This is a genomic window from Streptomyces sp. NPDC040718 (assembly GCF_055593565.1).
Map to the genome: position 1 here is coordinate 41,293 of NZ_JBVIXO010000019.1, position 24,675 is coordinate 65,967.

Below are 24,675 nucleotides of genomic sequence, written 5' to 3' on the forward strand. Positions count from 1 at the left end.
GGGAGAGTGACGTGAGAAGGAGGCCGCCGGTGTCATCGGGGCAGCAGGCACGCGCGCAGGCGGCCGCGATCACGCCCGGCGGGACCCCGCCGGGGCAGGAGAAGCCGCCGGCCGACCGGCTCCTCGCGCTCTTCGACGGCCACCGCCTCTCGCCGGGTCAGCGGCGGATCGCCCAGTACCTGATCGACCACCTCACCGAGGCGGCCTTCCTCTCCATCACCGAGCTCGCGGAGCGGGTGGGCGTCAGCCAGCCCTCGGTGACCCGGTTCGCCTCCTCCCTCGGCTTCAGCGGCTATCCGGCCCTGCGCGACGTGCTCCAGCCCATCGCCCTGTCGGCGGTGGCCGGCACCCCGGACAGCCGGGAGCAGATCCGCCGGAACGAGCTGCAGGCCGCCGTCGACGCCGAGATCGAGAACCTGGAGCACGTGCGCCGCCTCCTGGCCGATACCAACCAGGTACTGGACATCGGCCGCGAGCTGGCCCGCTCCGTCCCGCTGACCGTGCTGGGCCTGCGGATTTCGGTCTCGCTGGCGGAGTACTTCGCCTACGCCGCCCGCCGCATCCACCCCGACGTCCGCCTGGTGACCCGGGGCGGCAGCGTGGCCTACGACGCCCTGCTCCAGTGCCGGGCCGCCGGCGGGAGCTGGGTGCTGGCCTTCGCCATGCCCCGGCACGCCAACGAGACCCTGGCCGCCCTGCGAGCGGCCCGCAGCACCGGGCTGAAGGTCGTCCTGATCACGGACCCCACCGTCGGGCCGCTGGTGGAGGCGGCCGACCTGGTGCTGACCGCCGGCACCGGGTCCCGGCTGGTGTTCGACTCGTACGCGGCCCCCGGCATGCTCTCCGCCGCCCTGCTCCAGGCCATGGCCGACGCGGACCCCGAGCGGACCCAGGCGCGGCTCGAACAGTACGAGCAGGTCGCCGACCAGCATGGTTTCTTCTTGTAGGGCCTGACTCGGCCCACTGTGCACCCGCCCGCCGTTGCGAGATATTCAGAGCCAGGGCGTGCATGAAATTTTTCATACCCTTGATTACTCGACGGTATATATGTTTACTGACGGCGGCGCTCCGGATCCCTCAGACGCCAAAGGCGGACGTTCCCCGCGCCCGCCTCGAACGGCCACCCAGTACGCCGAACCTCCTCACGGCGGGACCGGGTGCCGCGTCAAGGCTTGTGGATCCCCCGGAGGAGCGCCCCTGGCGGCCTCGGTCAACCCCTGGGCCGAGGCCGCCCCCCCCAGCAGTGTCTCGATCAGAGTTCGACACCACTCGGAAGTGACGAGAATGCCCCAGACGGCCACCCTCACGCGCAGCCCGGACTGGCCCCTCCAGGTCAAGGCCCCCGGCACGCACGACTGGGAACGCAGCGCCACCCGATGGCTGCGGGACCTCCTCCCGGCCCGCTACGGCAGCTACCTGACGCTGACCCGTCACCACGCGCTGCTCGCGCGGCACGTGCAGCTCCAGCTCCAGCACGAGATGCGCGCCGTCCGCGTCGCCCTGCACACCAGCCGGGCCGAGCTGCCGACGATGGGCGTCGCCGAGTCGGTCATCGAGAACACGATCAGGATGTACGCCATCGAGCTCGAACAGCTCGGCCGCCTCTCCCGGGGCGCCCGCCTCGTGTCGGAGGCGCTGGTGCTGGCGGCCACCCCGGGTCAGCGCAGGCGCTGACCCGGAGCCGCACTCCGGAAGCCGGGCCGTCAGGCCTGGCAGAGGCCGCGCGCGTAGTCGTACGTCGCGGTCGCCTGCGAGTACTTCCACTGCGGGGCCAGCAGGGAGTCCTTCAGCTGGTTCGCGGCGGCCGGGCTCTCGACGACGTAGCCGAAGTCCTGGAGCCAGGACGGGTACAGGTTCTTCGAGCCGATGTAGAAGGCCGAGTCGTCCACCGAGACGAGCTTGTGGTGCTGGGCGTACGGCTTGCCGTCCGCCCACGTCGCCTTGTCCGAGGCGCGGAAGGTCGCCAGCTGGAGGTTCTGGCACATCGCGGCCTTCGACTTGCGCTCGTCGCCGGTGAGGGCCGTGAGGCGCCCGCGCAGCGCGTCGCTCACCTCGTTGAGGGACTTGATCTGCGAGTAGCCGTCGCTGCCGACCGCCCCGCGGTTCGCCGGGTCGCTGACGACGATGCGGACCTTCACCCCGCCCGCGAGCTTCGCGGCGAGCGTGTCGTAGAGCCGGATGTCGTAGCGGGGCAGCGGCGGGCAGGTCGCGTTCAGGTCCTGCTGGGAGATCTCGATGTGGCTGTTCGCGCCGGCGACCAGCGCGCGCAGGGCGCTCTCCTCCGGGTTGACCGTGTCGTAGTCCCGGTCGGCGTTGGTGTTGTCGTGCACGCCGATGCCGCACTTGGTGTCGGGGGCCGTCGGCAGGACCGGCTTGAACGCCGACGCCGGGTCGCTCTGGCGGATGCCGACGCCGAGGCCGCCGACCGCGATGGCGGGCACGTCACCGCCGCCGGTCGGGGCGGTCGGCCGGGGCAGGGTGGGCATACAGCCCGCGTTGTTGGAGGACGCGAACCAGACGCTGCTCCAGCTGGTCTTGTTGCGGCAGGTCCAGTCCCACAGGGTGTCGAGGTAGCGGCCGGCGGAGCCCGCCGCCGGACCGGACAGCGCGAGGTCGACGTCGTTCACCGGGTGGGCGGTGTCGAGGTAGTCGTCCTTCCAGCTGTTGATGCCGCCGGTGATCACGGAACCGCCGTCCACCACCACGAGCTTGGAGTGGTTCCAGGAGAAGGCGGTCTTCGAGGTGGTCATCGAGGCCACGTTGAGGGTGACGTTCGCGGCCGCCGGACCGAGCTTGGCCACCATCTCGTCGCGGTACGAGGACGGGATCACGTTGGCGTGGTAGATCGGCGCGGCGCCCACCAGGATGCGGACCTGGAGCCGGTTCCCCTTCTGAACGGCCTCCTTGAGGCCGGCCACGATCGCGTCCTGGAAGCCGCCGTTGGGGAAGGGCGCCAGGGTGGATATGTCCACGCTCTGCCGGGCCTGGGCGATGTCCTGCCGGGTCTTCTCCAGCAGCCGGCGCGAGCCCGGGCGGTCGGCGCAGGACGGGTCGCCCCAGCAGCCGGGGGTCTGGAGCAGCCAGTCGGAGCCGCCGGGCGCGGAGGAGCCGAGGGTGTTCCCGGCCGTGCGCTCCCAGACCGAGCCCTCCAGGCCGGGGGAGACCTGGCGCAGGGTCTGCTCGATCGAGTCGAGGTGCGGGGTCGGCGAGTCGGCGAACGCCGGCGCGGCGGGGAGCAGGGCGAAGGAGAGGGTGAGCGAGAGGGCCGTCGTGCGGACGGTGCGTGCCAATGTGGTTCCTTGGTACTGGGGGGTGGCTCCGGCCGGGCGGCATGGTGAAACCGGGCCCCGGCCTTGATCAACTCGCGCAAGTTACCAGCCCGTAAGGCCCTGTTCATCCGGGCACGGTCGGCTTCCGGCCACCGGTCGGAGCCGCCGGTCGGACCCCGCCGGGTGCCGTCCGGCCATTCACCCCGGCCGCGTGGCCGAAACCGGCCTCCGGAGCTCGGCCGTCCGCCTGGTGGGCCGCCGCCCACGGGATGGGATCATGGCCGGATGCCGGATGCCGGATGCCGGATGCCGGATGCCGGATGCCGGATGCCGGATGCCGGATGCCGGAGACCCCGACGCCCGTGACCGCCCAGTGGCCGTTCGCCCCCGAAGGCTCGACCGCCTGGCTGGCCGAACTCTGCGAGGACGACGGCCTCACCGGCTTCATGCCCCCCGCGCTGCCCGACGCGGCCTGGGTCTTCCACTCCATGTACGAGCACGAGCAGGGCCCGGCCGAAGTACCGGACGCCGTCGGAGACGGCCTCGGCCGCGCCGAACACCCCGGCTCCGGCCGGCGCAGCCTGCGCCGGACCGAACTGGCCCGGCGGCTCGGGGACCCCGTCGCCACCCCGGAGCTGCCGCCCTGCTACCGCAGCTTCCCCTCCTTCAAGGCGGATCCCGGCCGCCCGTCCGGCATCTGCCGGCCCACCGAGGGCAGCCTCGACCGCGAGTGCTGGAACCGGCTGGTCGAGATCCTGCTGCGGCACAGCCCCCCGTAACGCGCCTGCGCCTGCCCGCGGCTACCGGGGCGCGGCGTAGCAGTGCACGCCGACGACCCGGTCGGGGCCCCAGCGCTGCTCGACCGTCGCCAGCAGGCTCCAGCCGAGCCGCTCGTACAGCGCGGCGGCCGCGGTGTCGGAGGCCACCACGTCGAGCACCGGATGCAGCCCGAGCTCCCGCGCCCCGCGCACGGCCCGCGCCATCAGCAGGGCGCCGATCCCGTGCCCGCGCGCGCCGGGCGTGACGAACAGCCGGCTGACGACGGCCGTGCCCTCCACGGGCATCCCCGTACGCCGGCTCCACAGCTCCGGCGCCGAGTCGCCCGGCCCGCTGCGGCACAGGCCGACGTGGCCGGCCACCGCGCCGTCCCGCTCCGCGACCCAGCCGCCGATCAGGCCGGGCGGCGACAGCCACTCCCGCGGCCGCTCGGGCCAGTCCACCGGGTAGCCGTCGCCGTGGTGGACCTCGGCGAGTGCGCGCACGCACGCGCCGAGGTCTTCGGGTTCGCGCCGCCGGATCTCCATCCTGTCATGCAAGCACAGCGGGTCCGGTCTCAGGACAGGCGGGTGACCCTGGCGCCGAAGGAGGGCTCGGCCAGGTCCGAACCCACCGCGACCGGCACGCTCTTGGCGCCTTCCCCGTCCCCGACGGTCAGGACGCCGACCTCGGTCCCCGCCTTCGCCTCGTGCGGCACCGGCTTGGCACCGGCGCCGAGGGAGAGCCGCAGCCGCTGGCCCGGTACGCCGATCACGGTGAGGTCCTTGGCGGCCACCAGCGGGGTCGAGCCGCCGAGTCCGTCGGACACGTGGCCCACCTGCTGCCCCTTGCGGATGACCGTGGCAGGGGCGAGGGCGTTGCGGACCGCCTCGATGACCTTGCGGCTGTTCTCCTTCACCATCTCCAGGCTGTTCTCGCCGTCGCGGTCCGGGCCGTTGAAGTGCTGGTCCATCATCGTGCCGAGGATCAGCTGGGTCTCGCCCCCGACCGTCTTGTACGCGGCCCACGACAGGGTGCCGCCGGCGGGGGTGCTCGATCCGGTCTTGATGCCGTTGATGCTCAGACCGGAGAGGAGCAGGCTGCCGTTGTTGTTGATCAGCGGCTTGGAAAGACCCTCGATCGGCGCGCTGGCCATCACCACGACCGAGCGGAAGGCCTCGTCCTTCATCACCGCCTCGGCGAGTTTCAGCTGGTCGACGGCGGTGCTGACGGTGTCGGAGTCCAGGCCGCTGGGGTCCGTGTACGTGGTGTCCTTCATGCCGAGTTCTTTCGCCGCGGCGTTCATCTTCGCGACGAAGGCGGCCTCGTCGCCACCGGTGTCCCAGCGGGCCAGCAGGCGCGCGATGTTGTTGCCGGACGGGATCATCAGCATCTTGACCATGTCCAGCTGGCTGAACTTCTGCCCGGCGGTCAGCCCCTCGATCCGGGACTCGCTCCCGGCGTTGCCTTCGGCCACCGCCTTGGCGTCGACCTCGATCTTCGGGCCCGGGTCGTTCTTGCGCAGCGGGTGGCCCTTGAGGATCACGTACGCCGTCATCACCTTCGCCACGCTGGCGGTCGGCACCGGCTTCTGCTCGCCGAACGTGCCGATGTCTCCGGAGCCGGGCAGGCGCACGGCCGCCTGGCCCTTGGCCGGCCAGGGGAGGGGGGTCGAGCCTTCGAGGGTGTGCGAGGCCTGCGCGGTGACGAGCTGCGGTGCGGGGAGCGGACGCAGCATCTGGGCCCCCGCTACGGCGGCGCCGAGCAGCAGCACGATCGGCGTCCACACCTTGACGCGGCGCGTGAGGGTGCGGCGGGGGGTCTCCGGCGGGGGAGCGGTGTTGGTCAGCTCGGCCAGCAGTTCCAGCGGCGGCAGGGGGGCTTCGCGGGTGGGCTCCAGAACGACCGGCGGGGCCGGGGCCGGCGTCGGCGCCGGCTTCGGGGCCGGCGGCTTGGGGGCGTCGGGGTCCTTGAGCGCGACGAACTCGCTGGTGCGCTCGGGGTCGTGCGGTCGCGCTGCCGCGCCCTGGGGTGCGGGCCGGGCGGCTGCTCCCTCCGGCTCGGCCTCGGCTTCGGCTTCGGGCGTGGGCATGCCGGCCCGCTGCCGCGCGGGCGTGCGCGGATCCGGCATCTCCCCGCCCTTCGCCCAGGACGGGCGGGGACGTTCCTTCGCGCCGGCGGCCGCTGCGCCCGGCCGGCCGTCGTTCCGCGCCCACGAGGGGCGGGGGCGCGCGTCGGCGTCGTCCTCCTCCGGCCGGGCGGGTTCCGCCGACGGCCCGGTGCCGCCCGGCGTCTCCCGCGCAGCGGAGCCCCCGGTGCGGCGAGGGGTGTCCGAGGCGGTCCCGTCGCGCCGGGCATCCGGTCCGTCGGCGTCGGTCCGGGTGCCCGCCCGCTCGGCTCCGCCGTCAGCCTCCGCCTCGGCGGAGCCGTCGTCGGACCCGGCCGGTTCCCGCCGGGCGGGGCCGTCGTCGTTCGGCTCGGGCCCGGTGTCGGTCGCCTCGCCACCAGCGCGGGCGCCGGCAGCCTTCCCCGGGGCGGGGGCGTTCTCCTTCGGGGCCGGGCCGGTCGCCTCCTCCCGGGGGCGGATGTCGGACCCGGCGCTGTCGTTCGGCTCGGGCTTGGCGCCGGTTGCCCCTGCGCCGGAAACCTCCTCCTCGGCGGCGGCGCGGTCCTCCGGGTCGGGGCCGGTCGCGTCCTGCCGCGGAGGGGCGTCGGACGTCGGTTCGGGGTCGGATCCGGCCGGTTCCCGCCCGTCCAGGGCGCCCGCCCCCTGCCCGCCGACGGGTGTGGACAGCTCACGCCCGGCCGGGGCTTCGGTGGTCTCGGGGTCGGGGCGGCCCGGTTCACGCCGGGTCGGGGCGTCGGTCGACTCGGCGTCCGGTACGCCCGTCTCGCGCCCGGCCGGAGCATCGGCGCGGGGGTCGGCCCCGGGCTCGTCGTGTTCCGGTTCACGCCGGGCCGGGGCGTCGGTCGACTCGGGGTCGGGGCCGCTCTGTTCACGCCCGGTCAGGGCAGCGGTGCGGGGCTCGTTCCCGGGCTCGCTGCGCTCCGGGTCCCGCCCGGTCGGGGCGTCGGCCCCCTCGTTGTGCTCCCGGTCCCGCCCGGCCAGGGCACCGGTACCGTCCGCCACCGTTTCCGCCTTCATCCACGCCCCACCTTGCTGTTCACACCCGGCTGCGCCGGTTCTCGCCGTCACGTCGGCGCGGCCGTCACCGGCCCGCCGATCACCTAGATGCCCGGCCCGGCCTCCGCGTTCCCGTCCCGGCGGGCTGTGACGGTTCGGTCATACTCCGCCGGTTTGACGGGCCCTCACCAAGTCTGCACTATTCCACTAACATGTTAGTGGAATGAGGTGGAGGGGTGGAGTTCCGAGTGGACCGGCGCAGCGGCGTCGCCACCTATCTGCAGCTCGTCACGCAGGTCAAGCAGGCCCTGCGGCTGGGCGTGTTGGAGCCGGGCGACCGGCTGCCGACGGCCCGGGAGGTGGTGGCGGCCACCGCCATCAACCCCAACACCGTCCTCAAGGCGTACCGGGAGCTCGAACGCGAAGGGCTCGTCGAACCCCGCCCCGGCGCGGGCACGTTCGTCCGCCGTTCCCTCTCGCACCCCGGCGCGGCCCCCGATTCGCCGCTGCGCCTGGCCCTGGCCGCCTGGATGGCGCGGGCCCGCGAGGAGGGACTGGACCGAGAGGACGTCACGGCGCTCATCGCGGCCGCCGTGGACGAAGGCTTCAACCCCTCCGGGCCAGGACGGCCCGGACAGTCGAGAGAGGAAACGGCGTGAGCGATCCGACCCACGCGCCGGCACTACGGGCCGCCGGGCTCGGGCGGGAGTTCGGCGGCCACCGGGCCCTGCACGCGTGCGACGTCGAGCTGCCCGCGGGCCGCGTCACGGCCCTCGTCGGCCCCAACGGCGCCGGCAAGAGCACCCTGCTCCAGCTCGCCGCCGGCCTGCTGCGCCCGACCAGCGGGGAGATACGCGTCTTCGGCGAGGTCCCCGGCACTCCAGCGGCCCGCCGGCGCACCGCCTTCCTCGCCCAGGAGAAGCCGCTGCACGCGGGCTTCACCGTCGCCGACACCCTGCGCATGGGCCGCGAGCTCAACCGCGGCCACTGGGACCAGGACGCCGCCGAGCGGCTGCTCACCGGCTCCGGGATCCGCCGCGAGGCCCGGGTCGGGTCGATGTCCGGCGGCAACCGGACCCGGGTCGCGCTGGCCCTCGTACTCGGCAAGCGCGCCGACCTGCTGCTCCTCGACGAGCCGCTCGCCGACCTCGACCCCGTCGCCCGCCACGACGTCATGGCCCTGCTCATGACCGAGGCCGCCGAGCACGGCACCGGCATCGTGCTGTCCTCGCACGTCCTGGCCGAACTGGAGGACGTCTGCGACCACGTGGTGCTCCTCAAGGACGGGGCCGCCCGGCTCTGCGGCGACGTCCAGGAGCTCTGCGTGGCGCACACCCGGATCACCGGCAGGGCCGACCCGTTGGAGGCCGACGGACTGCCCCGCTCCATCGACCGCCGCGAGGTCGTGCACTCCGCCGTCGGCGGCCGCCAGGTCACCGCGCTCGTCCGTACGCCGCCCCCGGGCGACGACGGCCGCTGGATCACCGAGACCCCCTCCCTGGAAACCCTGTTGCTCGCCCACCTGCGCGCCCCCCGCCCCGCCGAGAAGGAGGCCGCCGCATGAAGGGCGTCCTGTGGCTGGCCTGGCGCCAGCAGCGACTGATGATCCTGTCCGCGCTCGCCCTGCTGGCGCTCTGCGCGGCGTACGTGGCGTACCGGCGCTCCGAGATGGCGGAGCTGATCGACGCCACCGGCTGGGTGCCCTGCCCCGGCTGGAACGGGGGCTGTGAGAGCCCCGCCACCTTCCAGATCATGGAGGGCAACTCCGCCGGCATCCGCACGCTCGGCGCGCTCGGCATCGCGGTACCGGCTCTGATCGGCGTGTTCTGGGGCGCCCCGCTCATCGGCCGGGAGCTGGAGACGGGCACGTTCAAGCTGGCCCTCACCCAGGGCGTGGGCCCGCGCCGCTGGTTCGCGGCCCGGTTCGGCCTCGCGGCGATGGTCGCCGTACTGGCGGCGGCCGTCGTCGGGGGGCTCGTCGCCTGGTGGTGGCTGCCCATCGCCAACACCCTCGACGGCCCCTACTGGCACGACGCCGCGGTCTACAACGCGACGGGCCCGGCCCCGGTGGCCTGCGCCCTGTTCGGCCTCGCCGCAGGCACCCTCGCGGGCCTGCTGGTGCGCCGGACGCTGCCCGCCATGGGCGCGGCCCTGGCCGCGATCGGCACCGCGATGGTGCTCGTGACGTACTTCCGCACCTCCTGGATCGCCCCCGAGACCCGGATCACCCCCGGCGACACCCCGAAGCGGCTCGTTGGCAGCGCCTGGTCCACCGGGCAGTTCGGCTACATCACGCCCGACGGCCGCGAGTACTCCATCGAGAAGGTCTGCCAGACCTCCGGTGACGAGATGCGGGCGTGCATGGCCGAGCACGGCTTCACCGGCCGCTACCACAAGGTCTACCCCAGCGGCGACTTCTGGACCTTCCAGTGGATCGACACCGCCCTCTACCTCGGGGCCGCGGCCGCGCTCGTGGGCCTGACCCTCCTCGTCCTGCGCCGCCGCACGGCCTGACGCACCCGTTCCGTCCACACCTCTGGGGGACCCCTCGGGGCCACCGGGGAGAACCTCACCGCCCACCGCGCCGGCCCCCGGCCGGTCCGGGATCCGCGTCACCGCCGGCCGAGGCGGGCCCGGCCCGGGCGGGAAGCCGATGTGAAGGCTTCCCGCCCGGGCCTCTTCCTGCTCAAATCTGCTTGGTACCGGACTACTTCGAGCACGTTCCTTCAAATGGGCCGCCCGAGTCCGCTATCTTGCCCGGTGCATGCCAAGGCGGTGTGTCCGCGATCCGGACCGCACGAGGAGCTGCCCGATGAGTCCGACGAGACTGTCCCTGAGGCGCGACCGGCACGACCCCCCACCCCCGCACCGCCGCCGGGGCCGCCCCGGCCGCCACCGGACCCGCCTCGCCGCCCTGCTCGCCGCCGCCCTCGCGGCCGCGGGCCTCGCCGCGGCAGGGCCCGCCACCGCCCGCGCGGAGGCCGCCGCCCCGGCCGCCACGGCGGGATCGGTCACCGGCCTGTCCCAGTCGGGCGGCACCTTCACCGTGAGCACCTCCAGCGGGGCCAAGGCCCGCGTGGTCGTCGCCCGCGCCGACATCTTCCGCCTCTGGCTCTCCCCCGACGGGGCCTTCACCAACGACCCGGCCGGCTCCGACCTCGCCCCCACCACCGACTTCGGCCCGGTGAACGCGAGCTACACCGACGCCGGCACCCACTTCCGGATCACCACCGGGGCCCTGTCCATCCGGGTCAACAAATCGCCCCTGCGGTTCTCCGTCTACCGAGCCGACGACACCACGCCCGTCTGGCAGGAGACCCAGCCCACCAGCTGGGGCGGCGGCAAGACCACCCAGTACCTGGCGCGCGGCACCGACGAGCAGTTCTACGGCACCGGCCTGCGCCTCGGCGAGTGGGCGCTGCGCGGCAAGACGGTGCCCGTGGCCGTCGACAACAAGTGGCGCGAGAACGACAACGCCAGCCCCGCCCCCTTCTACATGTCCACCAACGGCTACGGCGTCATGCGCAACATTATCCCTGCACTAGTTGTGTCCCCCGCAGGTCATGTCGCATAGAGGCCCGATCGACCACCCCGCCCGTGTCCCGTAGGGAGGAGGGCTCTGTGTCGCATTCGAAGGCGCCGCAGACCATAGCACAGTGGCTGACATCACACCTGGAAGGGTGAACGCCGATCCAGCAGAGGTCAGTTGGAGCGGCCGCCTGGCCCGGCTGAGTGTCAGACACGCGCCCTACCCTGACGGGTTAGTCTCCGCTCGGCTACCGCTGGGGGTCCTGGGCGTCTGGCAAGCCCAGGGCCCGCAGCACCGTACGGGCCAGCTCTGGCGTCCAGGGTTCGGCCGGGGACAGCTCGTCCGCGCGCATCGCGGCGATCTGCCACAGCCGGTCCAGCTCGATGCGCCGGACCCCGCCCGAAGTGCGGGTGAGGACGATCCCGTCCTCACCCTGCTTGGCCGTAAGGCCGTGCACCCCGGTCTCGACCCAGCTGCTCACGTCCATGGCGCCATCATGCCCGCTGACGGCGGGGAACTCGCGGAAGACGTGTCGAGGCGGCGTCAGACGAGAGCCTGGCCGAGGAGGTCGCGGGGGCGGCCGGTCAGGGCTTGGTGCAGAGCTTCGGTGCGTGAGCGGATCAGGCCTTCGCGGTAGGCGACCGGGAGGCGGTCGAAGATCCCGGCCGCCATGTCTGCAGCACCGGACGGGTCGCCGTCGATGCGGAGGCATGCGGCGGTGTCCACGGCGATCAGGGCCCGGGTCATCACGGAGGGCGAGGTCGTCAGGTACAGGGCTTCGTCCTGGGCCGTGTACGCGGCCTGGGTGTCTCCGAGGAGCGTGTACGCCTGTGAGAGGTGTACGAAGTGCTTCTGCGCCGGGTACCCGAACCAGGTGTCGTCGGCTTCCGGCCCGTCAAGGCGCTCGACTAGCAGCTGCACGTCCGTGACAGCTGCCTTGGCCCCGCGGTGGTCGCCGATGGCGGCCAGCGAGCGGGCCGTGACGGCCGCCGCCAAGGCCCCGGCCCCGGTAGGGGTTCGTCCGGCTGCCCGGCGGGCCCGAGCGGCGAGCCGCACGGCTACCTCAGGGGCACCGTAGTTCAGCGGCACCATCGCGTGCCGGGCCAGCACCCAGGCGGTCATGCGGCGGTCGCCGGACTCGCGTGCGGCCTTCTCCGCCGTCGCGAACCACCCGCGGGCTTCGTCCTTCGCGCCCCGGTCGTGCTGGATGATCGCGACCAGCCCGGCGATGCCGGCCGTGGTGCGGGCCAGATCAGCCCGGGAGGAGGCCGGGTGGGGCCGGTTAAGGGCCTGTTCGAGGATGGCGAGGTCCGCCTGCATCTCGGTCAGCACGTCCTCGGGGGAACGGCCCCGGTAGCCGCCCCGGTGACGTTCGAACGCCGTCGCCAGGTAGTCGAGATCACTGGTGCCGGCGCCGGTCAGGGCCCCGTTGATGCCCTGGTGGGCCTGCGCGATGCCGGGCAGTGCAAGCGTCGCGCCGACCGCGACGGCCGCCGCCCCGAAGTTGCGTCGTTTCACGTCCTCTTTCTCCCTGCGCTGGCTGCGTCGGTGCTGCCGCGATGCGGCGACTGCCCGCTGCACGTCCGCGACGGTCAGCCCGTACACGCGGGCGATCGTCTCGTGCCAGTCCGGGACCGGTAACCGCTTCTCCGTCTCCCACCGCTTGATGTTCTCCCAGTCGAACCACCGCCCGTCCTGGGCCTGTTGCACGAGCTCGGCCTGTTCGTCACGGGTGCGGCCGGCATCTTCGCGGATCGTCCGCAGTAAGACGCCGATGCCGTTCGGAGCCACCATGGCACTTTCCCTCCGTCGCCGTCGGGTGCGGCCCCCATCCTGGCCCCCCACAGCGGCCCCCCGCTCGAAAACGCACCCCCTCCTGGCCCCTCATTCCTTGTGTTCCCCGGCAGTTCAATGGGCGAACGCCGCTGAACCCCTCGGCCCGCTCCGCCGGATTCGCCGCATGACCCCGGAGCGGGCTGAGGTTCCAACCGTCCGCACGGCACCACCAGTTCTGACCACCTGGAGGGGAACATGGACACCGAAGCACCCGTGGATCGGTCCCCGGCTCGCGCCGACTGGGAGAAGACGGGAACGGCCCTCGTACCCGGCGTCCTCGAGCCGGACCGCTTCAAGGCACTGGTGGAAGAGGCCCACGGCCGGCTCGACCTGGTCACGCCCCACATCCACGACCACACAGCCGCCCACCGCGACGGCAGCTTCGCCTCCCCGGTCCACTGCGGGTTCATCCCGCCCGGCCCCGTGCTGGAAGGCCTGGCCTACGACAAGCCCCTGCTGCTGGCCCTCCGCGAGGCGACTGGCATCCCCCGGCTGGTCCCCCGCGGCGGTGCCGTCGTCCTCTACCGCGAGGGCGACTTCCAGGGCCTGCACACCGACTCGGTGAAGTCCACCGTCACCGTCGGACTCGCCCTGACCGAGGACCTGCCGCCGATGGGCTGGGCGCCCGACCTGATGGGCGTCTTCCCCGACAAGCTCGGCAAGGTCGTCACCGAGCACGGGATCTTCCCCGAGGGCGAGGGCTTCACCACCCTGGCCCACCCGTACGGGGACGGCAGCGTCCGCGCGTTCGCCGGCTACCACGTCCCGCACTGGCGGCCGCCGCTCACGGTGCCGATGGGCTTGCTGGTGACGATGGAGTACATGGACCTGTGATGACCATGAACCCGCGCCAGCTCTGGCTGGCCCAAGGCCGGGCCGAAGTCCCCGAGGACGCGGTCGAGCCGGGGCTGTGGGACGAGATCGCCGAAGAGGCAGCCCGGTGCGAGCCGCACGCGGTCGTCCGCCACAACCAGCGCCCCGGCCTGCTGGTGATGAGGGACGGGTCGATCACTTCCCCCCAGCGGTGCAAGGTCCACACCGGCGGCAAGGCCCTCAGCGCACTGGCCATGTCCAAGGCGCTGGCGGAGGTCGCGGGGGAGGCCACCGGCCGGGCCCGCATGACCCCGATCCGCTTCGGGCTGAAGTTCTACGCGCCCGGCGACTACATGCACGTACACCGCGACGACGGCAAGTGCGAGATCACGTTCTCGTGCGGCCTGACGCCCGGACTGGCCTCGATGGGCTGGCTGCCTGGCCTGCGCTGGCTGACCACACAGGAGGTCGCCGACCGCCTTGCCAGCACCCCCTACCCCGACGGCGGCGAGACCTTCCCGGTCCGCCACCGCCACCTCACCGGATTCGACGGAAGTCGAATCCCCCACTGGCGTACCCCGCTCGACTCCGAATCGCGCGAGGTGCTGATCACCATCTGCTTCACCGACCTCTCGGTGTAGCAGCGTCCCTTCCAGAACAAGGAGGAACGACCATGTCCCAGAACATCCAGTCCGCGACGACGAAGGCCGTTGACCCGGCCGACTTCGTGGTCGAACTGCACGCCGAGGGCAACATGCCGCAGAACTCCGGCGGCGACCCGGCTGTGCCGGACTCCGCCTTCCCCGACACCCACACCTACGAGCTGCCGACCGTCTGACCGGCAGCCCTGGGACACCGCCGCCGGCCCTGTTCGCCGGTAGGCGGTAGGTGAACCCGCCCGGCCGACGGGCGCCCTCCGTGACCGGGGCGCCCGGCGGCCGGGCCTTTGTCTGCTGCGAAGGGAACAGCCCATGCGCAAGACGTACTTCCACGGAACCCACCGCACCCGTCACCCCGAACAGACCTGGGAAGCGATCCGGCCGCTGCTGATGGCGTACGGCATCACCCGCGTCGCCGATGTGACCGGCCTCGACGACATCGGCATCCCCGTCACCATGGCCGTCCGGCCCCTGGCCCGCACCCTGTCCGTCGCCCAAGGCAAAGGCGCCACGCTGGCAGCCGCCCGCGTCTCCGGCGCCATGGAGGCGATCGAGGCCTGGCACGGCGAGCGGGCCGTCCCGCCCTCCGAGGTCCGGGCCCCCGCCCAAGACCTCAACTTGCCCTACCCCGTCACCGAGCTGGAGAGCCACCCCGGCTCCCTGGTCACCGACCGCACCGTCATGGACTGGACGACCGCCCGCTCGGCGCTCGACGAGGAACCCGTGCTCGTCCCGGCGGCCTGCGTACGGCTCGGCCGCGAAGTCCACGACCAGTGGCGGCTGCACCTGCCCAGCGCCTCCACCAACGGCCTGGCGTCCGGCAACACCCGCGCCGAGGCGATCGTCCACGGCCTGGCCGAGCTGATCGAACGCGACACCATCAGCTCCCTCACCCTTTCTGGCCAGGCCCGGGGCCAGCTCATCGACCCCGACAGCATCCAGGACGAGCACTGCGCGGCCCTGATCGCCCGGCTGCGGGCCGCGGGGGCCTGGCTGGAGCTGTGGCATCTGCCGAACCGGTTCGGGGTACCGGTCATGAGCTGCTACCTGTGGCGCGAGGACCAGCCGGCCCTGCTGGCCTCCGGCTCCGGCGCCCACCTGGACCCCCACGTCGCCCTGTCCCGGGCGATCACCGAAGCCGTGCAGTCCCGGCTCACCCAGATCACCGGAAGCCGCGAGGACATCCACCAGGCCGCCTACCGGCCCTCCGTGTACCGCCGGCCGCTGCCCGCCCTGGACCCGGGCATCGGATGGCGTGAGGTCGCCGCCCAGCACGCCACCGGTTTCGCGACGGACGACGGCGAGGCCGCCCACCTCGCCGCCCGCATCGCGGCCGTCACAGGCCTGGCCCCGCTCGTGGTGGACCTCACCCACGGACTCCACCAGCGGCGCGAGTTCGCCGTCGTCAAGGTGCTGGCCCCCGGCCTTCGGTACGACGCCCGGCACGTCATCCCCCGCCCGAGCCTGGAGGAAGCCGCATGACCGTCCACGTCTTCTGCGGGCCGACGGTCACTGCCGACCGCGTGCGCGAGGTCGTTCCTGGCGCCGTGACGCACCCTCCGATCCGCCACGGCGACCTGATGCGGCTCGCGGTCGGCCCCGGCGACACGGTGCTGATCATCGACGGGCTGTGGCACCAGAGCGCCCCCGTCCGGCACAAGGAGATCCTGGCCCTGCTGGCCGACGGCGTCACCGTGGTCGGCGCGGCCAGTATGGGCGCCCTGCGGGCCGCCGAACTCGCCCCGTACGGGATGGTCGGCGTCGGCCGGATCTTTGAAGACTTCCGCAGCGGCGTCCTGGACGCGGACGACGAGGTCGCCGTCCTTCACACGGACGACGGCTACCCGGTCTCGGAGGCCCTGGTGAACATGCGGACCGCTCTGACCCGGGCCGCCGCAGACGGGCAGCTCGACGACACTGAAGCGGACCGGCTCGCCGATCTGGCCCGCTCCCTCCCGTACACGTCGCGGTCGTGGACCGGGCTGGGCCGCCTCGCGGCCGGGGAGGGGCTCGGGCCGGCGTTCGGCCGGGCGGACGCCTGGCGGCTGGGCAACGGCTGGGACGCCAAGCGGGAGGACGCTGAACGCGCCCTCGCCCTGGTGGCCGCCGGGATACCTGCCGGGCCCGGCCCCGGGGCCTGGTCGTCCGAGCCGTGGGCGACGAGCTTCGTCCGGTACTGGCAGGCGGCCTTCCGGCCGGGGGCGATGGCGGGCGGTCGGCCGGTCAGCTTTCTCGCGCTGCTGCACTACCAGCAGCTCTACGATCTGGGGTTCGCGCTGCGGTGGCGGACCCGCGTCCTGGCCGCCCTGCCGCACGACAAGTGCGCAGGCGAGTGCCGCCCGTCCCAGCCCGCGGTGGCTGAGCGGGCCGGGCTGGACGCGATGGCCGCCGCAGGCGTGGACGTGGAGGCCATGCCGGAGGACCAGCTCGCCTACTGGCTCACCCTCGAGGAGATGCGGCAGCTTCCGCCCGGGGAAGCCCTGGTGAGGGTCGTCGTCCGCTCCGCCCGACTGGACGGCGCCTGGAAGGTGTGGCCCGCCACCATGGCCGAGGCCGGTGACCTCATCGGGTCCGTTCCCGCGGCGGCGGAGGCGGTGGCCGCCGCGTTCGCCTTGAACGCCGAGATCGAGGTGGCTGACCCCCACCGGACCACGGCCCACCTGAGCGGCGACCGGATTGCCTCGCATCTCGCCCAGCGCTGGGGGCTCCCCGAGGGCTCCGGCCGGACCGTCCTGGATGCGGCGGCCCGTGACCGGGCCTTCCGCGACTTCGCCGGAGCCGTCGAAGTGGCCCGAGCGTTCTACCTCTCCGCCCGTACGGACCCGGCGCCCACGGGGTCGCCGGCCGTCTCCGCGGCGAGGGAGAGCCCCCTCACCTGAGAGATCGCCAGCGGTACGACGGCGGCGGCCGTGATGACCACAGCGCCGATGGCCAGGGTCGTACGGAGCCCGACGAGGTGTGCGGCCGGACCGGCGAGGAGGTAGCCGAACGGCACCGGGAGGATTTGTCCGAGCGTCGAGTAGGACAGGGTCCTGCCCAGCCGGTCCGCCGGGATGCGCTCCTGGACCAGGGACGCCCAGGTGGTCATGCTGACCGCCAGCCCGGTCCCGGCCGCCGCCGTGGCCAGCGCGAGGACAGCCAGCGGCCAGGCCGCCGCCATCGCCGCCAGTGGCAGGGCCATCGACCCCGTGCCCGCGCAGACCACCAGCCCGACCTGACGCGGCTTCCACAGCAGGGCCACAGCTGCCCCAGCTACGAGCCCGGCAGTGAACCCCGAGACCACGACACCCCACGGTGCGGCGCCGCCCAATACCCGCTGCCCGTACACCGGGCCCAAGAGCTGGTACCCGGCCAGCCAGACGGGGACGATCACGGAGGCCTGGCAGACCATCACCCACAGCCAGCGGCGGGAGCGGAAGTCGTCCCAGCCCTCGCGCAGGTCGGCAGTGAACCCTGCTCGGACCTTCACAGTCTTGGCCTTGAGGCTGATCCGGGAGAACAGCAGGGCCGACGCGGCGAAGGTCACGGCGTCCCAGCCGATCGCCCAGCCGGGGCCGGCCACGGCAACGAGCACGCCCCCCAGGGCGGGCCCGGCCACCTTCACCGTGTTCTGCCCGATCTTCAGCAGAGCGTTCGCCGCGTGCCGCAGCTCGGCGGGGACGACTTCGACCACGATGCCGCCGGCCGCCGGGGTGAAGAACGCTCCCGCGGCCCCGCAGACGGCCGACATCGCCACCAGATGCCAGACCCGGGCCACACCCGTCAGCAGCAGCCCCACGGCCGCGACCTCGGCGAGAGCACAGACCACGTTCGACCACACCATGACCCGGGCCCGGGACAGTCTGTCCGCGACGACCCCGCCGACCAGCAGCAGCAGGATCTGCGGCACGACGCTGGCCGCGAGGACCGCACCGAGGGCGCCGGGCCCGCCGCCGATGGCCAGGACCGCGAAGGCCAGCCCGATCGGGGCCACCGCCGACCCCGTCCAGGACAGCAGACGGGCGGTGAAGTGCAGCCGGTACGGTCTGATCGTCAGCGGGGCGCCTGCCTCCCGGACCCGGGCCGCCCAGCTGATCTGTGGGACTGGCCCTGCCGAATTCCAGTGGTGCAGACGCGCCTTACGCAAGATCCAACTCCGCCCAGCGAACACGAAATCCCGGTGGAACGAGGCCACCGGGAAGCTGGCCACGACTCTAGGGCAACCCGAAGATCGTGTGTCTCAGACGCACCAACCGACCCTCGACGTATCCCGCCTCGACAGACGGATGAACGTGGCACCGGGCCCGGAATGGCTCCGACCGCAGGCTTGTGCTCGACGGTATCGATGAGCCTATGACCGCACCCGCAGACGATTCCACCGCTGGCCAGCACGTACGAAGATCTGGACGGCGGCGAAGCCTGATGGAACTCCGTGGGCCATCCTCGCGTGCCGAGCCGCCGAACGCGCCGCAGCGGCGGGAGCATGGCTCCATGAGTGAAGCCGCCCGCATTCGCGCCGTCTCCGACACCGACGCACCGGCCGCCGACCCGGCGGCCAGTCCCCTGACGGCTTCTGCGCTCCCGCCGATCATCGAAGCGGCCGCAGGCGCAGGCGGCGGCATTGGGGTGGCGGCGCTGGCCGGGTTCGTCGTCGACCGTGTCGCCGACGTCGCCAAGACCTACATCGCCGAAACGCAAGCTACCGAGCGCGTCCGCATCGAGCACGGCGGGACAGCGGCGGCCGGACCGGGAGAGCCCCCGCAGCAGCCGTAGCCACAGCCGGGCCGTGGGCGTCTCGGTACGGCTGCTGCGGGCCTCTTACCCCCGAGGGGTTGGCAGGCCGCCCACGGGCAGTCTGCGGACGTTCCCGGCCCCGTCCAGTGCTTTCCGCAGCCGCTGGATTTCGGCGTGCTGGGCCGCGAGTCGGGACAGGGCCAGCTTCCGGAACTCGGTCAGCTCGTCGATCGTCTCGTTCCGCGCCGCGACCCGCTCCCGCAGCTCGGCCACCTCGGCCTTCAACCGTTCGACCTGCGCTTCGCGCGGGTCCACGATCTCGCCCGCGTCCTGCTTGGCCCGGACACGCCGCTCGAACTCGTCGGCCAGGTGCTGGTACGGGCCGGGCCGTTCGTTCCCGGCCCGGTCCTTCTTCGGGTAGAACCCGGTGCGGGTCACCCCGGCCTCGGCGGCCAGCGTCTTGAGGTCGCAGCGGCCGCCGGGCGGGATCTCTCCCCGCAGCAGCCGGTCCATGGCGGCCCGTATCGCGTTCTCGTTGTGCTGCTTGGCCTGCTCGCTGATCCGTGCCATCACTGCCCCCCTGCCGCGCCGGTGCCGGCGGCGGCGTCGATCTCTTCCAGGACCCGCACCGTACGAGCCAGGTCAGCCTGCAGTCGCTGCTTCTGCATCCTCTGTGATCGTGGCAGGTCCCGGATCGTCGAGCGGAGGCTGTCGGCGCTGGCCGCCCACACCGGGCGATGCTCCGAATGGTGGGTGGCCTGCGGGCACCGCGCGGAATCACACAGCCCTGCCATCGGCTTGGAGTCCGCGGTGACCTCGGCGCCTGCGATCTTCAGGCAGAGGGCCTTGGACGGGTCCTTGAACCAGCAGTAGTTCGCGGCCCCGACGTGCAGGTACTGGGCCTGGTGCCGCAGCAGGTTGGTCAGCTGCCGGTCCGAGTCCATCACCGCCGGATCGTCGGCTTGGTGGTCAGTGAGCGCGGCGTCAACATGCTCGAACGCGGCGATCACGTCGCGGGCGCCGGGACCGGACGGCATGATGCCGGCCTGGAAGTCCCGAAACGCGGCCGCCGTCAGCTCCATGTGGTGCTCAGCCTCTTCCTTGCCGACCTCGGCAAGGAACATTCCCTGGGCTCCGCCGGGCCGGTACGCGTAGCCCTCGGTGGTGGCTACGTGTACATGTTTCAAATGGACTTTGGCGGCGATGAGCCCCCCGGGCCGGTAGGCCAATGCCATGGACAGATTTCGCCGGAGCCCTCGCGCGCTCACGGGCCCGTCCGGGATCGGAGCGAGGCCGAGCCTGGCCCCTTCCGGGCCGTTCACCCACTTCCTGAACCTGGCATAAATAGTGGTGCTGCAGAACTCCTTCGAACCGAACAGGGAGCCGTTCAGGTATCCACGGCGCCGGGAGATACGTGCGGCCAGGGCGACAGCCTGCCAGGCTTGCTCCACCACCACCCACTCCTCCGGTACACCGCCGAGTTCCTGCCCTTTGACGAGTCGGGACGCCAGCCGGTAGCGCATTGTGCCTCCGTAGGCGGGTGCCGGCGGAAGGCAGGAATCTTCGGTCAGCTCGGCTAGCTCACTGGCTCGCATTCCGCTGATCGCAGCGGTCACCAGCATGGCCGAGGCCTGGACAACGCTTCCCAGTTGGCGGAGGTCGCGATCATCAAGGGGAAGCGTCCACGGCACCATGCGGGTTTCGTCGGCACGTTGGATGAGTGCGGCGTCGCGCCCGTGGATGTGGGTGACGCCGACCTTGGATACGGCGTCCTCGAGAAGACGTCTGTACTGGGGCAGGCTGTTGGACAGGGTGTGCCACCCGGCCCCGCCATCGAGACCCAGCTGGTCGGTGTTGACCTCCAGCAGTGGATCCGACGGATCCCATCCCATGCTGATGCGTCTTCTAACCGTGTTGTTTGCGGCTTGGGGAAGCGGGATACCTCGACGAACGAGCTGGTGAACGTGGAGCACAACGGCCCGCTTATTGCTATCCGTGTACCGCCGGTTACCCGAGTCTGTGGGGCGGCTTACACGCGTCTGGCTCTCGAATGTCTCGGCCACGTGCGGGCCGAGAACTTCAACGATCCAAAGGGCAGCCGACAGCATCGGCTGAAACACGTGATCCGGGACGGGGCCCACGATGTTGCCGCCTCTGCGCTTGCATCCGGCGATCTCGAACGGTGCCCGACCGTCCCAGGGGATGAAGCCGGGCGCGTAGGCGTCACGGGAGAACAGTTCTCGGTAGAAGGCCAGGTACTGGACGGGCGTGATCCGATGCGAGTGCGTGTCGGGGGACACGGTGCCGGCTCCCGTGACGCGGCGTGAAGTCACATCGAAGTACCGATCGCAGTGCCCCTGATCCACATCGGCCAGTGCGCGAACGCCCTCGGCGGAAAGCCAGTTCAACCAGTTGCCCAGATGCTGGACCAGGCCATGCAGGTGACCGAGCGACCTGGGGGTGCGGAAGGCGTAAGGCAGGACGGCCACGAGTTCGTGATGCGGAGCCATCATCGCCATGACCAGCTCCTTCGCCGTCACCCGCCAAGCGGGATGGACGATCCGGGCAAAGTCCCACCGCAGTTTGTACCGGCGCAATCCCTTCGGGGCGTCGGTGAGCCCGGTCAGGTCCCACACGTCATCGTCGAACCGGGGTCTTTCGGACCCGGCGGTCAGTTGTAGTCTCGCCGTCGAACAAACGTCGGCGCCCGCGAAGGGGGACCGGTCCCGGCCGACTACAGCGGTGCCCGTCGCCGTCATGCGGTGGCCTCCTCAGGCCGTACAGGTACTTCGGTGTCGTTGTCGACCACGTCGGCCGCTGCCTGTTGCAACAGCCAGTTGGGGAATGAGGGCAGGACGTCCCGGTCCAGCCGGTCGGCGTATGGGCCGAACACGGCGATGAACTGTTCTGTGGTCATCTGCTGGGACTGCCGCGCGAAGTACGCGCGCAGCCGTAGGAGGTTGGCCGCGTGACGGGGCAGGAAGACGGCGAGGGGGCACAGCAGGCAAACCCACGGCCTGGCTGGGCATGGCTTTCCTGTAGGCCCGTGAAGTCCCGCGAGCGGGTCTTTGCATGATGCGGTGAACACGTCTCGTTCTCCGCTGAGGAGCTCGGCCAGCACGCCGTCTGTGACGCCCAGGCGAGCCGCTGTCTCCGGCAGGGCAGTTGCCGCGTTGGCGGCTTCCTCCAGGTCGAGAACGATAGGCGGCTGTGCCTTGCGGAGGAGGTCGGCCTGGCTCTCCTCAATGATCGTTTCGACCGCGTCCATCTGGGCTGGAGTCTGCGCAGTCAGGTAGTGGTCGCCCTCCACGGCCGAGCTGTGGTTCGGGTCGATCGCCGTGTTCCCGGTCCAGCCCTTGCGGCTGAGGATGTTCAAGTAGGTTGCGCGAATCCGTCCCGTTTGGATACGCAACGGCGCCCCCGAGTCATCCACCAACCCCATGATGTCGGCCAGCCCGGTTTTACTGGCCCGAAGGTTCTCTCTTCTCATGTCAGGCCCGTGGATGGCGTATCCGTTCGCGACGAAGTCAAGGTGGAGGCTTCCAGCCGGACTAGCACGCAGCCACAGTTCCCCGCGGGCACGTGCGTGGGCATGACGTCGCATCGGTGCGGAGTGTTCCAGCCAGCGTTCAATGAGCCGGACGGCGCGACCGTTGAGCGTGACCGATTCCGGTCCGCGCCTGCCCTTGAAATAGTCCAGGAGGACTGAGGTATCTCCGGACCAGGTTACGTTCTTGAGGCCGAGGCCAGAGATGCCGTCGGGCACAACACCGCTGTAGACACCTAGCAGCAGCGCATAAGCGGCTGTGATGGTGCTCGACGGGTACAGGGCCTCGCGGACCGGCCCCAGATCGGATTTACTCACGCGAAAGCGGCTGTGGCCCGTATGGGTGACGAACGCGGGGGTGGACATCGGGCCGTGATCAAGCAGCACGCGGGCGATGTCGGCCCGAGTGATGCTTCCTTTGCTTGGGTCCTCGCCCTCGACGGCTTCGCCAAGCACTTGACGGTGATCGTTCCAAGCCTCTCTGACTACCTTGCGCAATGCCTCAGTGAGACGCTGCCACTCGTCGTCGGTGTACGGCTGGAATGGCTGTGACCGGTTCAAGGGCTTGATGGCCCGTCCGTCCAGGTAGCGGACGACCTCTGGTGCCAGAGCGCCGCTGACCTGGTGGGCGGCGCGGAGCAGACTGCGGATGACGATGGCTTTCTTGGGGGGAATTGCCAACCAGTACCGCAGCATCAACGGGCTCGTGAGTTCGGCGAGTCCGCCATCGAACCCCTGTACATCGAGCCAGCGGAGCATGGCCCGCAGGGTGGACGTGTATGCCATGGCGGTGTTCCTCGCCGCGATGTTTCCGTGAGGGTGGACCAGTTCGGTGAACCCGGCTGCCAGCTCGGCTGCCAGCTTGGGGTTTGCGGTGGTATCGAACCAGCTGGTGTACCGAGCGGTGCGCGGCAGGATGAACTCGACCCTGAGCGGGTCATGGTGGACGTGGGCGGGCATCAGATGTCGTCTCCGAACTCGCTGGCGGCCTCGGCGTCATCGTCGATCGCGCGGCCGGCGGTCGTGTAGGCGTCGCGGTAGATCCGCTGCACGTCCAGGCGCCGCAGGTAGATTTCCGTGGTCGTCACGGAGGAGTGGCCGAGGAGATCCCGCAGGATCAGCAGGGGGTCTGTCTTGGTCAGGTAGAGCGCCAGGCCTGCGTTCCCGTTTGTGTCGGTGACCAGGGCTGCGGCCCGCTGGTAGTAGCCCTGGACCAGCATCTCCAGCGTGTCCATGGCGAACGTGTGGCGGAGCATGTGCGGCGACACGGTCGGGAACCGGGGCTCGTAGCGGTCCCGGATCCGCTGGGAGGTGCGCCGGAAAACGGTGTCCCAGTCCACGAACGGGATGCCGGTGGACTGCACTGCGACCAGGGGGGAAGTGCCGTCGGGGTTGACCAGCCGCAGACGGTCGGCGGGGGAGAGCCGCCGCCACGGGGTGCGGCGGCCGTTGATCCGGCCGCCTTCGTAGTCGGCGCCTTCGATTTGCAGAGGCGGGCCGTACCGGGCAGGTGGCCGGTAGGGGCCGCGGGTGACAGCCGCATCCCGGTCGAGCTCGATGTACTGGCGGATGTCGGCCAGGGCGCTGTAGCTGGTCCATGTGGCCCGAGCCTTCTGGCCCTTGGTGGTGGCCGCCGCGAGCGGGAACCAGACGGGTACGGGCGTTCGCCGTGCGGGCAGGGCGGGAAGCTCGTGTGTCAGGAGGTAGGTGAACTCCTGGGAGCGGAGTCCCGTGGCGCAGACCAGGCTGCCTACGGCGGCGTTGCGGGCCAGCTCGCGCCCTCGGAACCCGTCCGGGTTGCCGTCGGGGTCGAGGCCGGCCAGCGCCCTCAGGAACATGTCGCGGAACTGCGACTCCAGGTACTTCATCGTGACGTGCGGCTTGGCCCCGCGCAGGGTTGCGGTGTTCCGGCGAACGTCCACCGGGCCGACTTCCTTGGAGTAGCGGGTACCGATGGCGTACGTGAAGGGGATCTTCGTGCAGTGGTCGTTGTCCACGGCCCATGTGTAGAAGCAGGACAGCACGTTGATGCGATGGTTCCAGGTGGTGCGGTCCCAGCGCGCTTCGAGTGGTCCGGACAGTCGGAACTCGGCGAAGGCGCCGAGGGCTGACCGAAGGTCTTCCCGATCGGCGAAGGGGTGCACTCTGCGGTCCGCGAGGAACTCCAGCCAGGACCGCAGGGCCTGGGCGTAGGACCGCCACGACTTCACTGCGGGCACACCGGTGGTGGGGAGTTCGCGGAGCCAGGCATTCACCGCGACGGTGGGACGGGGCCCGTTCCCGTCCTCGAACAGCAGGTCGTCGTCGATCAGGACCGGCATGTTCTCGGGGATCAGAGGCTCGCGGCCGGTATCCCAGGATTCCCACCCGTTGCGGGTGAAGTAGGTGAGCAACATGCCCACACCCTAAGCACGCCGACATGCTCAACG

At 71.6% G+C, this 24,675-nt stretch carries 23 protein-coding genes; 13 read left to right on the top strand and 10 right to left on the bottom strand.

All coding sequences use genetic code 11. The features are described from left to right. Positions 1–29 precede the first annotated feature (29 nt). Positions 30–947 (top strand): MurR/RpiR family transcriptional regulator, encoded by a 918-nt coding sequence (locus ACZ597_RS31985; RefSeq protein ID WP_471337955.1) that lies wholly within the window; start codon positions 30–32, stop codon positions 945–947. Positions 948–1,284: 337 nt separating this feature from the next. After that, positions 1,285–1,674, top strand: coding sequence for a hypothetical protein (locus ACZ597_RS31990; RefSeq protein ID WP_385771272.1), 390 nt, complete (start codon positions 1,285–1,287; stop codon positions 1,672–1,674). Between the two features lie 29 nt (positions 1,675–1,703). On the opposite strand, the gene ACZ597_RS31995 is transcribed toward ACZ597_RS31990, so the two are convergent. Next, on the bottom strand, positions 1,704–3,290 hold the full coding sequence (locus tag ACZ597_RS31995; RefSeq protein ID WP_471337958.1) for a phospholipase D-like domain-containing protein: 1,587 nt from the start codon (positions 3,288–3,290) through the stop codon (positions 1,704–1,706). Positions 3,291–3,610: 320 nt separating this feature from the next. On the opposite strand from ACZ597_RS31995, the gene ACZ597_RS32000 reads away from it, so the two are divergent. Further along, positions 3,611–4,048 (top strand): hypothetical protein, encoded by a 438-nt coding sequence (locus tag ACZ597_RS32000; protein ID WP_471337961.1) that lies wholly within the window; start codon positions 3,611–3,613, stop codon positions 4,046–4,048. Between the two features lie 21 nt (positions 4,049–4,069). On the opposite strand, the gene ACZ597_RS32005 is transcribed toward ACZ597_RS32000, so the two are convergent. Next, complete coding sequence (locus ACZ597_RS32005; protein WP_471337964.1) at positions 4,070–4,573, bottom strand: GNAT family N-acetyltransferase; 504 nt, start codon at positions 4,571–4,573, stop codon at positions 4,070–4,072. 29 nt (positions 4,574–4,602) lie between these two features. Next, entirely contained in the window at positions 4,603–7,170 is a 2,568-nt protein-coding gene (locus ACZ597_RS32010; RefSeq protein WP_471337968.1) for a serine hydrolase, read from the bottom strand. Positions 7,171–7,385: 215 nt separating this feature from the next. Between ACZ597_RS32010 and ACZ597_RS32015 the strand changes: the two genes are divergently transcribed. From ACZ597_RS32015 to ACZ597_RS32030, 4 genes are all read left to right on the top strand, one after another. Continuing rightward, positions 7,386–7,808 carry a GntR family transcriptional regulator gene (locus ACZ597_RS32015; RefSeq protein ID WP_471337970.1) on the top strand — a complete coding sequence of 141 codons (423 nt, stop codon included), beginning with the start codon at positions 7,386–7,388 and terminating at the stop codon, positions 7,806–7,808. Continuing rightward, the gene (locus ACZ597_RS32020) at positions 7,805–8,713 is read left to right on the top strand and encodes an ABC transporter ATP-binding protein (RefSeq protein WP_471337973.1); all 909 of its coding nucleotides are present in this window, start codon (positions 7,805–7,807) and stop codon (positions 8,711–8,713) included. Before ACZ597_RS32015 ends, ACZ597_RS32020 begins: the two co-directional genes overlap by 4 nt. Further along, positions 8,710–9,663 (top strand): transporter, encoded by a 954-nt coding sequence (locus ACZ597_RS32025; RefSeq protein ID WP_471337976.1) that lies wholly within the window; start codon positions 8,710–8,712, stop codon positions 9,661–9,663. Before ACZ597_RS32020 ends, ACZ597_RS32025 begins: the two co-directional genes overlap by 4 nt. Before the next feature lie 298 nt (positions 9,664–9,961). Then, positions 9,962–10,723 (top strand): hypothetical protein, encoded by a 762-nt coding sequence (locus tag ACZ597_RS32030; RefSeq protein WP_471337981.1) that lies wholly within the window; start codon positions 9,962–9,964, stop codon positions 10,721–10,723. A gap of 202 nt (positions 10,724–10,925) precedes the next feature. On the opposite strand, the gene ACZ597_RS32035 is transcribed toward ACZ597_RS32030, so the two are convergent. Next, the gene (locus tag ACZ597_RS32035; RefSeq protein WP_471337984.1) at positions 10,926–11,165 is read right to left on the bottom strand and encodes a hypothetical protein; all 240 of its coding nucleotides are present in this window, start codon (positions 11,163–11,165) and stop codon (positions 10,926–10,928) included. Between the two features lie 56 nt (positions 11,166–11,221). Continuing rightward, the gene (locus ACZ597_RS32040) at positions 11,222–12,472 is read right to left on the bottom strand and encodes a transcriptional regulator (protein ID WP_471337988.1); all 1,251 of its coding nucleotides are present in this window, start codon (positions 12,470–12,472) and stop codon (positions 11,222–11,224) included. 237 nt (positions 12,473–12,709) lie between these two features. Between ACZ597_RS32040 and ACZ597_RS32045 the strand changes: the two genes are divergently transcribed. From ACZ597_RS32045 to ACZ597_RS32065, 5 genes are all read left to right on the top strand, one after another. Beyond that, on the top strand, positions 12,710–13,348 hold the full coding sequence (locus ACZ597_RS32045; RefSeq protein WP_471337992.1) for a hypothetical protein: 639 nt from the start codon (positions 12,710–12,712) through the stop codon (positions 13,346–13,348). Further along, positions 13,348–13,968 carry a hypothetical protein gene (locus ACZ597_RS32050; RefSeq protein ID WP_471337995.1) on the top strand — a complete coding sequence of 207 codons (621 nt, stop codon included), beginning with the start codon at positions 13,348–13,350 and terminating at the stop codon, positions 13,966–13,968. The genes ACZ597_RS32045 and ACZ597_RS32050 overlap by 1 nt, the downstream gene beginning before the upstream one ends. Positions 13,969–14,000: 32 nt before the next feature. After that, the gene (locus tag ACZ597_RS32055; protein WP_471337998.1) at positions 14,001–14,165 is read left to right on the top strand and encodes a hypothetical protein; all 165 of its coding nucleotides are present in this window, start codon (positions 14,001–14,003) and stop codon (positions 14,163–14,165) included. A 133-nt stretch (positions 14,166–14,298) separates the two neighbouring features. After that, a complete protein-coding gene (locus ACZ597_RS32060; protein WP_471338002.1) occupies positions 14,299–15,468 on the top strand; it encodes a YcaO-like family protein in 1,170 nt (389 codons plus the stop codon). Continuing rightward, complete coding sequence (locus ACZ597_RS32065; protein WP_471338006.1) at positions 15,465–16,865, top strand: TfuA-like protein; 1,401 nt, start codon at positions 15,465–15,467, stop codon at positions 16,863–16,865. Before ACZ597_RS32060 ends, ACZ597_RS32065 begins: the two co-directional genes overlap by 4 nt. Here the strand turns inward: ACZ597_RS32065 and ACZ597_RS32070 are convergent. Beyond that, positions 16,787–18,112: an MFS transporter gene (locus ACZ597_RS32070; RefSeq protein ID WP_471338009.1), complete on the bottom strand. Its 1,326-nt coding sequence runs from the start codon at positions 18,110–18,112 to the stop codon at positions 16,787–16,789. The genes ACZ597_RS32065 and ACZ597_RS32070 overlap by 79 nt on opposite strands. A gap of 344 nt (positions 18,113–18,456) precedes the next feature. Here ACZ597_RS32070 and ACZ597_RS32075 point away from each other — a divergent pair, with 344 nt between their 5' ends. Further along, complete coding sequence (locus ACZ597_RS32075) at positions 18,457–18,738, top strand: hypothetical protein (RefSeq protein WP_471338013.1); 282 nt, start codon at positions 18,457–18,459, stop codon at positions 18,736–18,738. A 45-nt stretch (positions 18,739–18,783) separates the two neighbouring features. Here the strand turns inward: ACZ597_RS32075 and ACZ597_RS32080 are convergent, their stop codons facing one another. From ACZ597_RS32080 to ACZ597_RS32095, 4 genes are read right to left on the bottom strand one after another with little or no spacing between them, the layout of a single operon-like run. After that, positions 18,784–19,269, bottom strand: coding sequence for a hypothetical protein (locus tag ACZ597_RS32080; protein ID WP_471338018.1), 486 nt, complete (start codon positions 19,267–19,269; stop codon positions 18,784–18,786). Beyond that, the gene (locus tag ACZ597_RS32085; protein WP_471338024.1) at positions 19,269–21,458 is read right to left on the bottom strand and encodes a site-specific integrase; all 2,190 of its coding nucleotides are present in this window, start codon (positions 21,456–21,458) and stop codon (positions 19,269–19,271) included. Before ACZ597_RS32085 ends, ACZ597_RS32080 begins: the two co-directional genes overlap by 1 nt. Further along, a complete protein-coding gene (locus tag ACZ597_RS32090; protein WP_471338028.1) occupies positions 21,455–23,206 on the bottom strand; it encodes a hypothetical protein in 1,752 nt (583 codons plus the stop codon). Before ACZ597_RS32090 ends, ACZ597_RS32085 begins: the two co-directional genes overlap by 4 nt. Further along, complete coding sequence (locus ACZ597_RS32095; protein WP_471338031.1) at positions 23,206–24,642, bottom strand: site-specific integrase; 1,437 nt, start codon at positions 24,640–24,642, stop codon at positions 23,206–23,208. The genes ACZ597_RS32090 and ACZ597_RS32095 overlap by 1 nt, the downstream gene beginning before the upstream one ends. Positions 24,643–24,675 lie beyond the last annotated feature (33 nt).

Coding starts and splice junctions, on each gene's coding strand:
- ACZ597_RS32065 (WP_471338006.1), top strand. CDS start 15,465: ATGACCGTCCACGTCTTCTGCGGGCCGACGGTCACTGCCGACCGCGTG.
- ACZ597_RS32005 (WP_471337964.1), bottom strand. CDS start 4,573: ATGGAGATCCGGCGGCGCGAACCCGAAGACCTCGGCGCGTGCGTGCGC.
- ACZ597_RS32090 (WP_471338028.1), bottom strand. CDS start 23,206: ATGCCCGCCCACGTCCACCATGACCCGCTCAGGGTCGAGTTCATCCTG.
- ACZ597_RS32010 (WP_471337968.1), bottom strand. CDS start 7,170: ATGAAGGCGGAAACGGTGGCGGACGGTACCGGTGCCCTGGCCGGGCGG.
- ACZ597_RS32000 (WP_471337961.1), top strand. CDS start 3,611: ATGCCGGAGACCCCGACGCCCGTGACCGCCCAGTGGCCGTTCGCCCCC.
- ACZ597_RS31990 (WP_385771272.1), top strand. CDS start 1,285: ATGCCCCAGACGGCCACCCTCACGCGCAGCCCGGACTGGCCCCTCCAG.
- ACZ597_RS32040 (WP_471337988.1), bottom strand. CDS start 12,472: ATGGTGGCTCCGAACGGCATCGGCGTCTTACTGCGGACGATCCGCGAA.
- ACZ597_RS32085 (WP_471338024.1), bottom strand. CDS start 21,458: ATGACGGCGACGGGCACCGCTGTAGTCGGCCGGGACCGGTCCCCCTTC.
- ACZ597_RS32045 (WP_471337992.1), top strand. CDS start 12,710: ATGGACACCGAAGCACCCGTGGATCGGTCCCCGGCTCGCGCCGACTGG.
- ACZ597_RS32030 (WP_471337981.1), top strand. CDS start 9,962: ATGAGTCCGACGAGACTGTCCCTGAGGCGCGACCGGCACGACCCCCCA.
- ACZ597_RS32075 (WP_471338013.1), top strand. CDS start 18,457: ATGAGTGAAGCCGCCCGCATTCGCGCCGTCTCCGACACCGACGCACCG.
- ACZ597_RS32050 (WP_471337995.1), top strand. CDS start 13,348: ATGACCATGAACCCGCGCCAGCTCTGGCTGGCCCAAGGCCGGGCCGAA.
- ACZ597_RS32060 (WP_471338002.1), top strand. CDS start 14,299: ATGCGCAAGACGTACTTCCACGGAACCCACCGCACCCGTCACCCCGAA.
- ACZ597_RS32095 (WP_471338031.1), bottom strand. CDS start 24,642: ATGTTGCTCACCTACTTCACCCGCAACGGGTGGGAATCCTGGGATACC.
- ACZ597_RS32025 (WP_471337976.1), top strand. CDS start 8,710: ATGAAGGGCGTCCTGTGGCTGGCCTGGCGCCAGCAGCGACTGATGATC.
- ACZ597_RS32035 (WP_471337984.1), bottom strand. CDS start 11,165: ATGGACGTGAGCAGCTGGGTCGAGACCGGGGTGCACGGCCTTACGGCC.
- ACZ597_RS32080 (WP_471338018.1), bottom strand. CDS start 19,269: ATGGCACGGATCAGCGAGCAGGCCAAGCAGCACAACGAGAACGCGATA.
- ACZ597_RS32055 (WP_471337998.1), top strand. CDS start 14,001: ATGTCCCAGAACATCCAGTCCGCGACGACGAAGGCCGTTGACCCGGCC.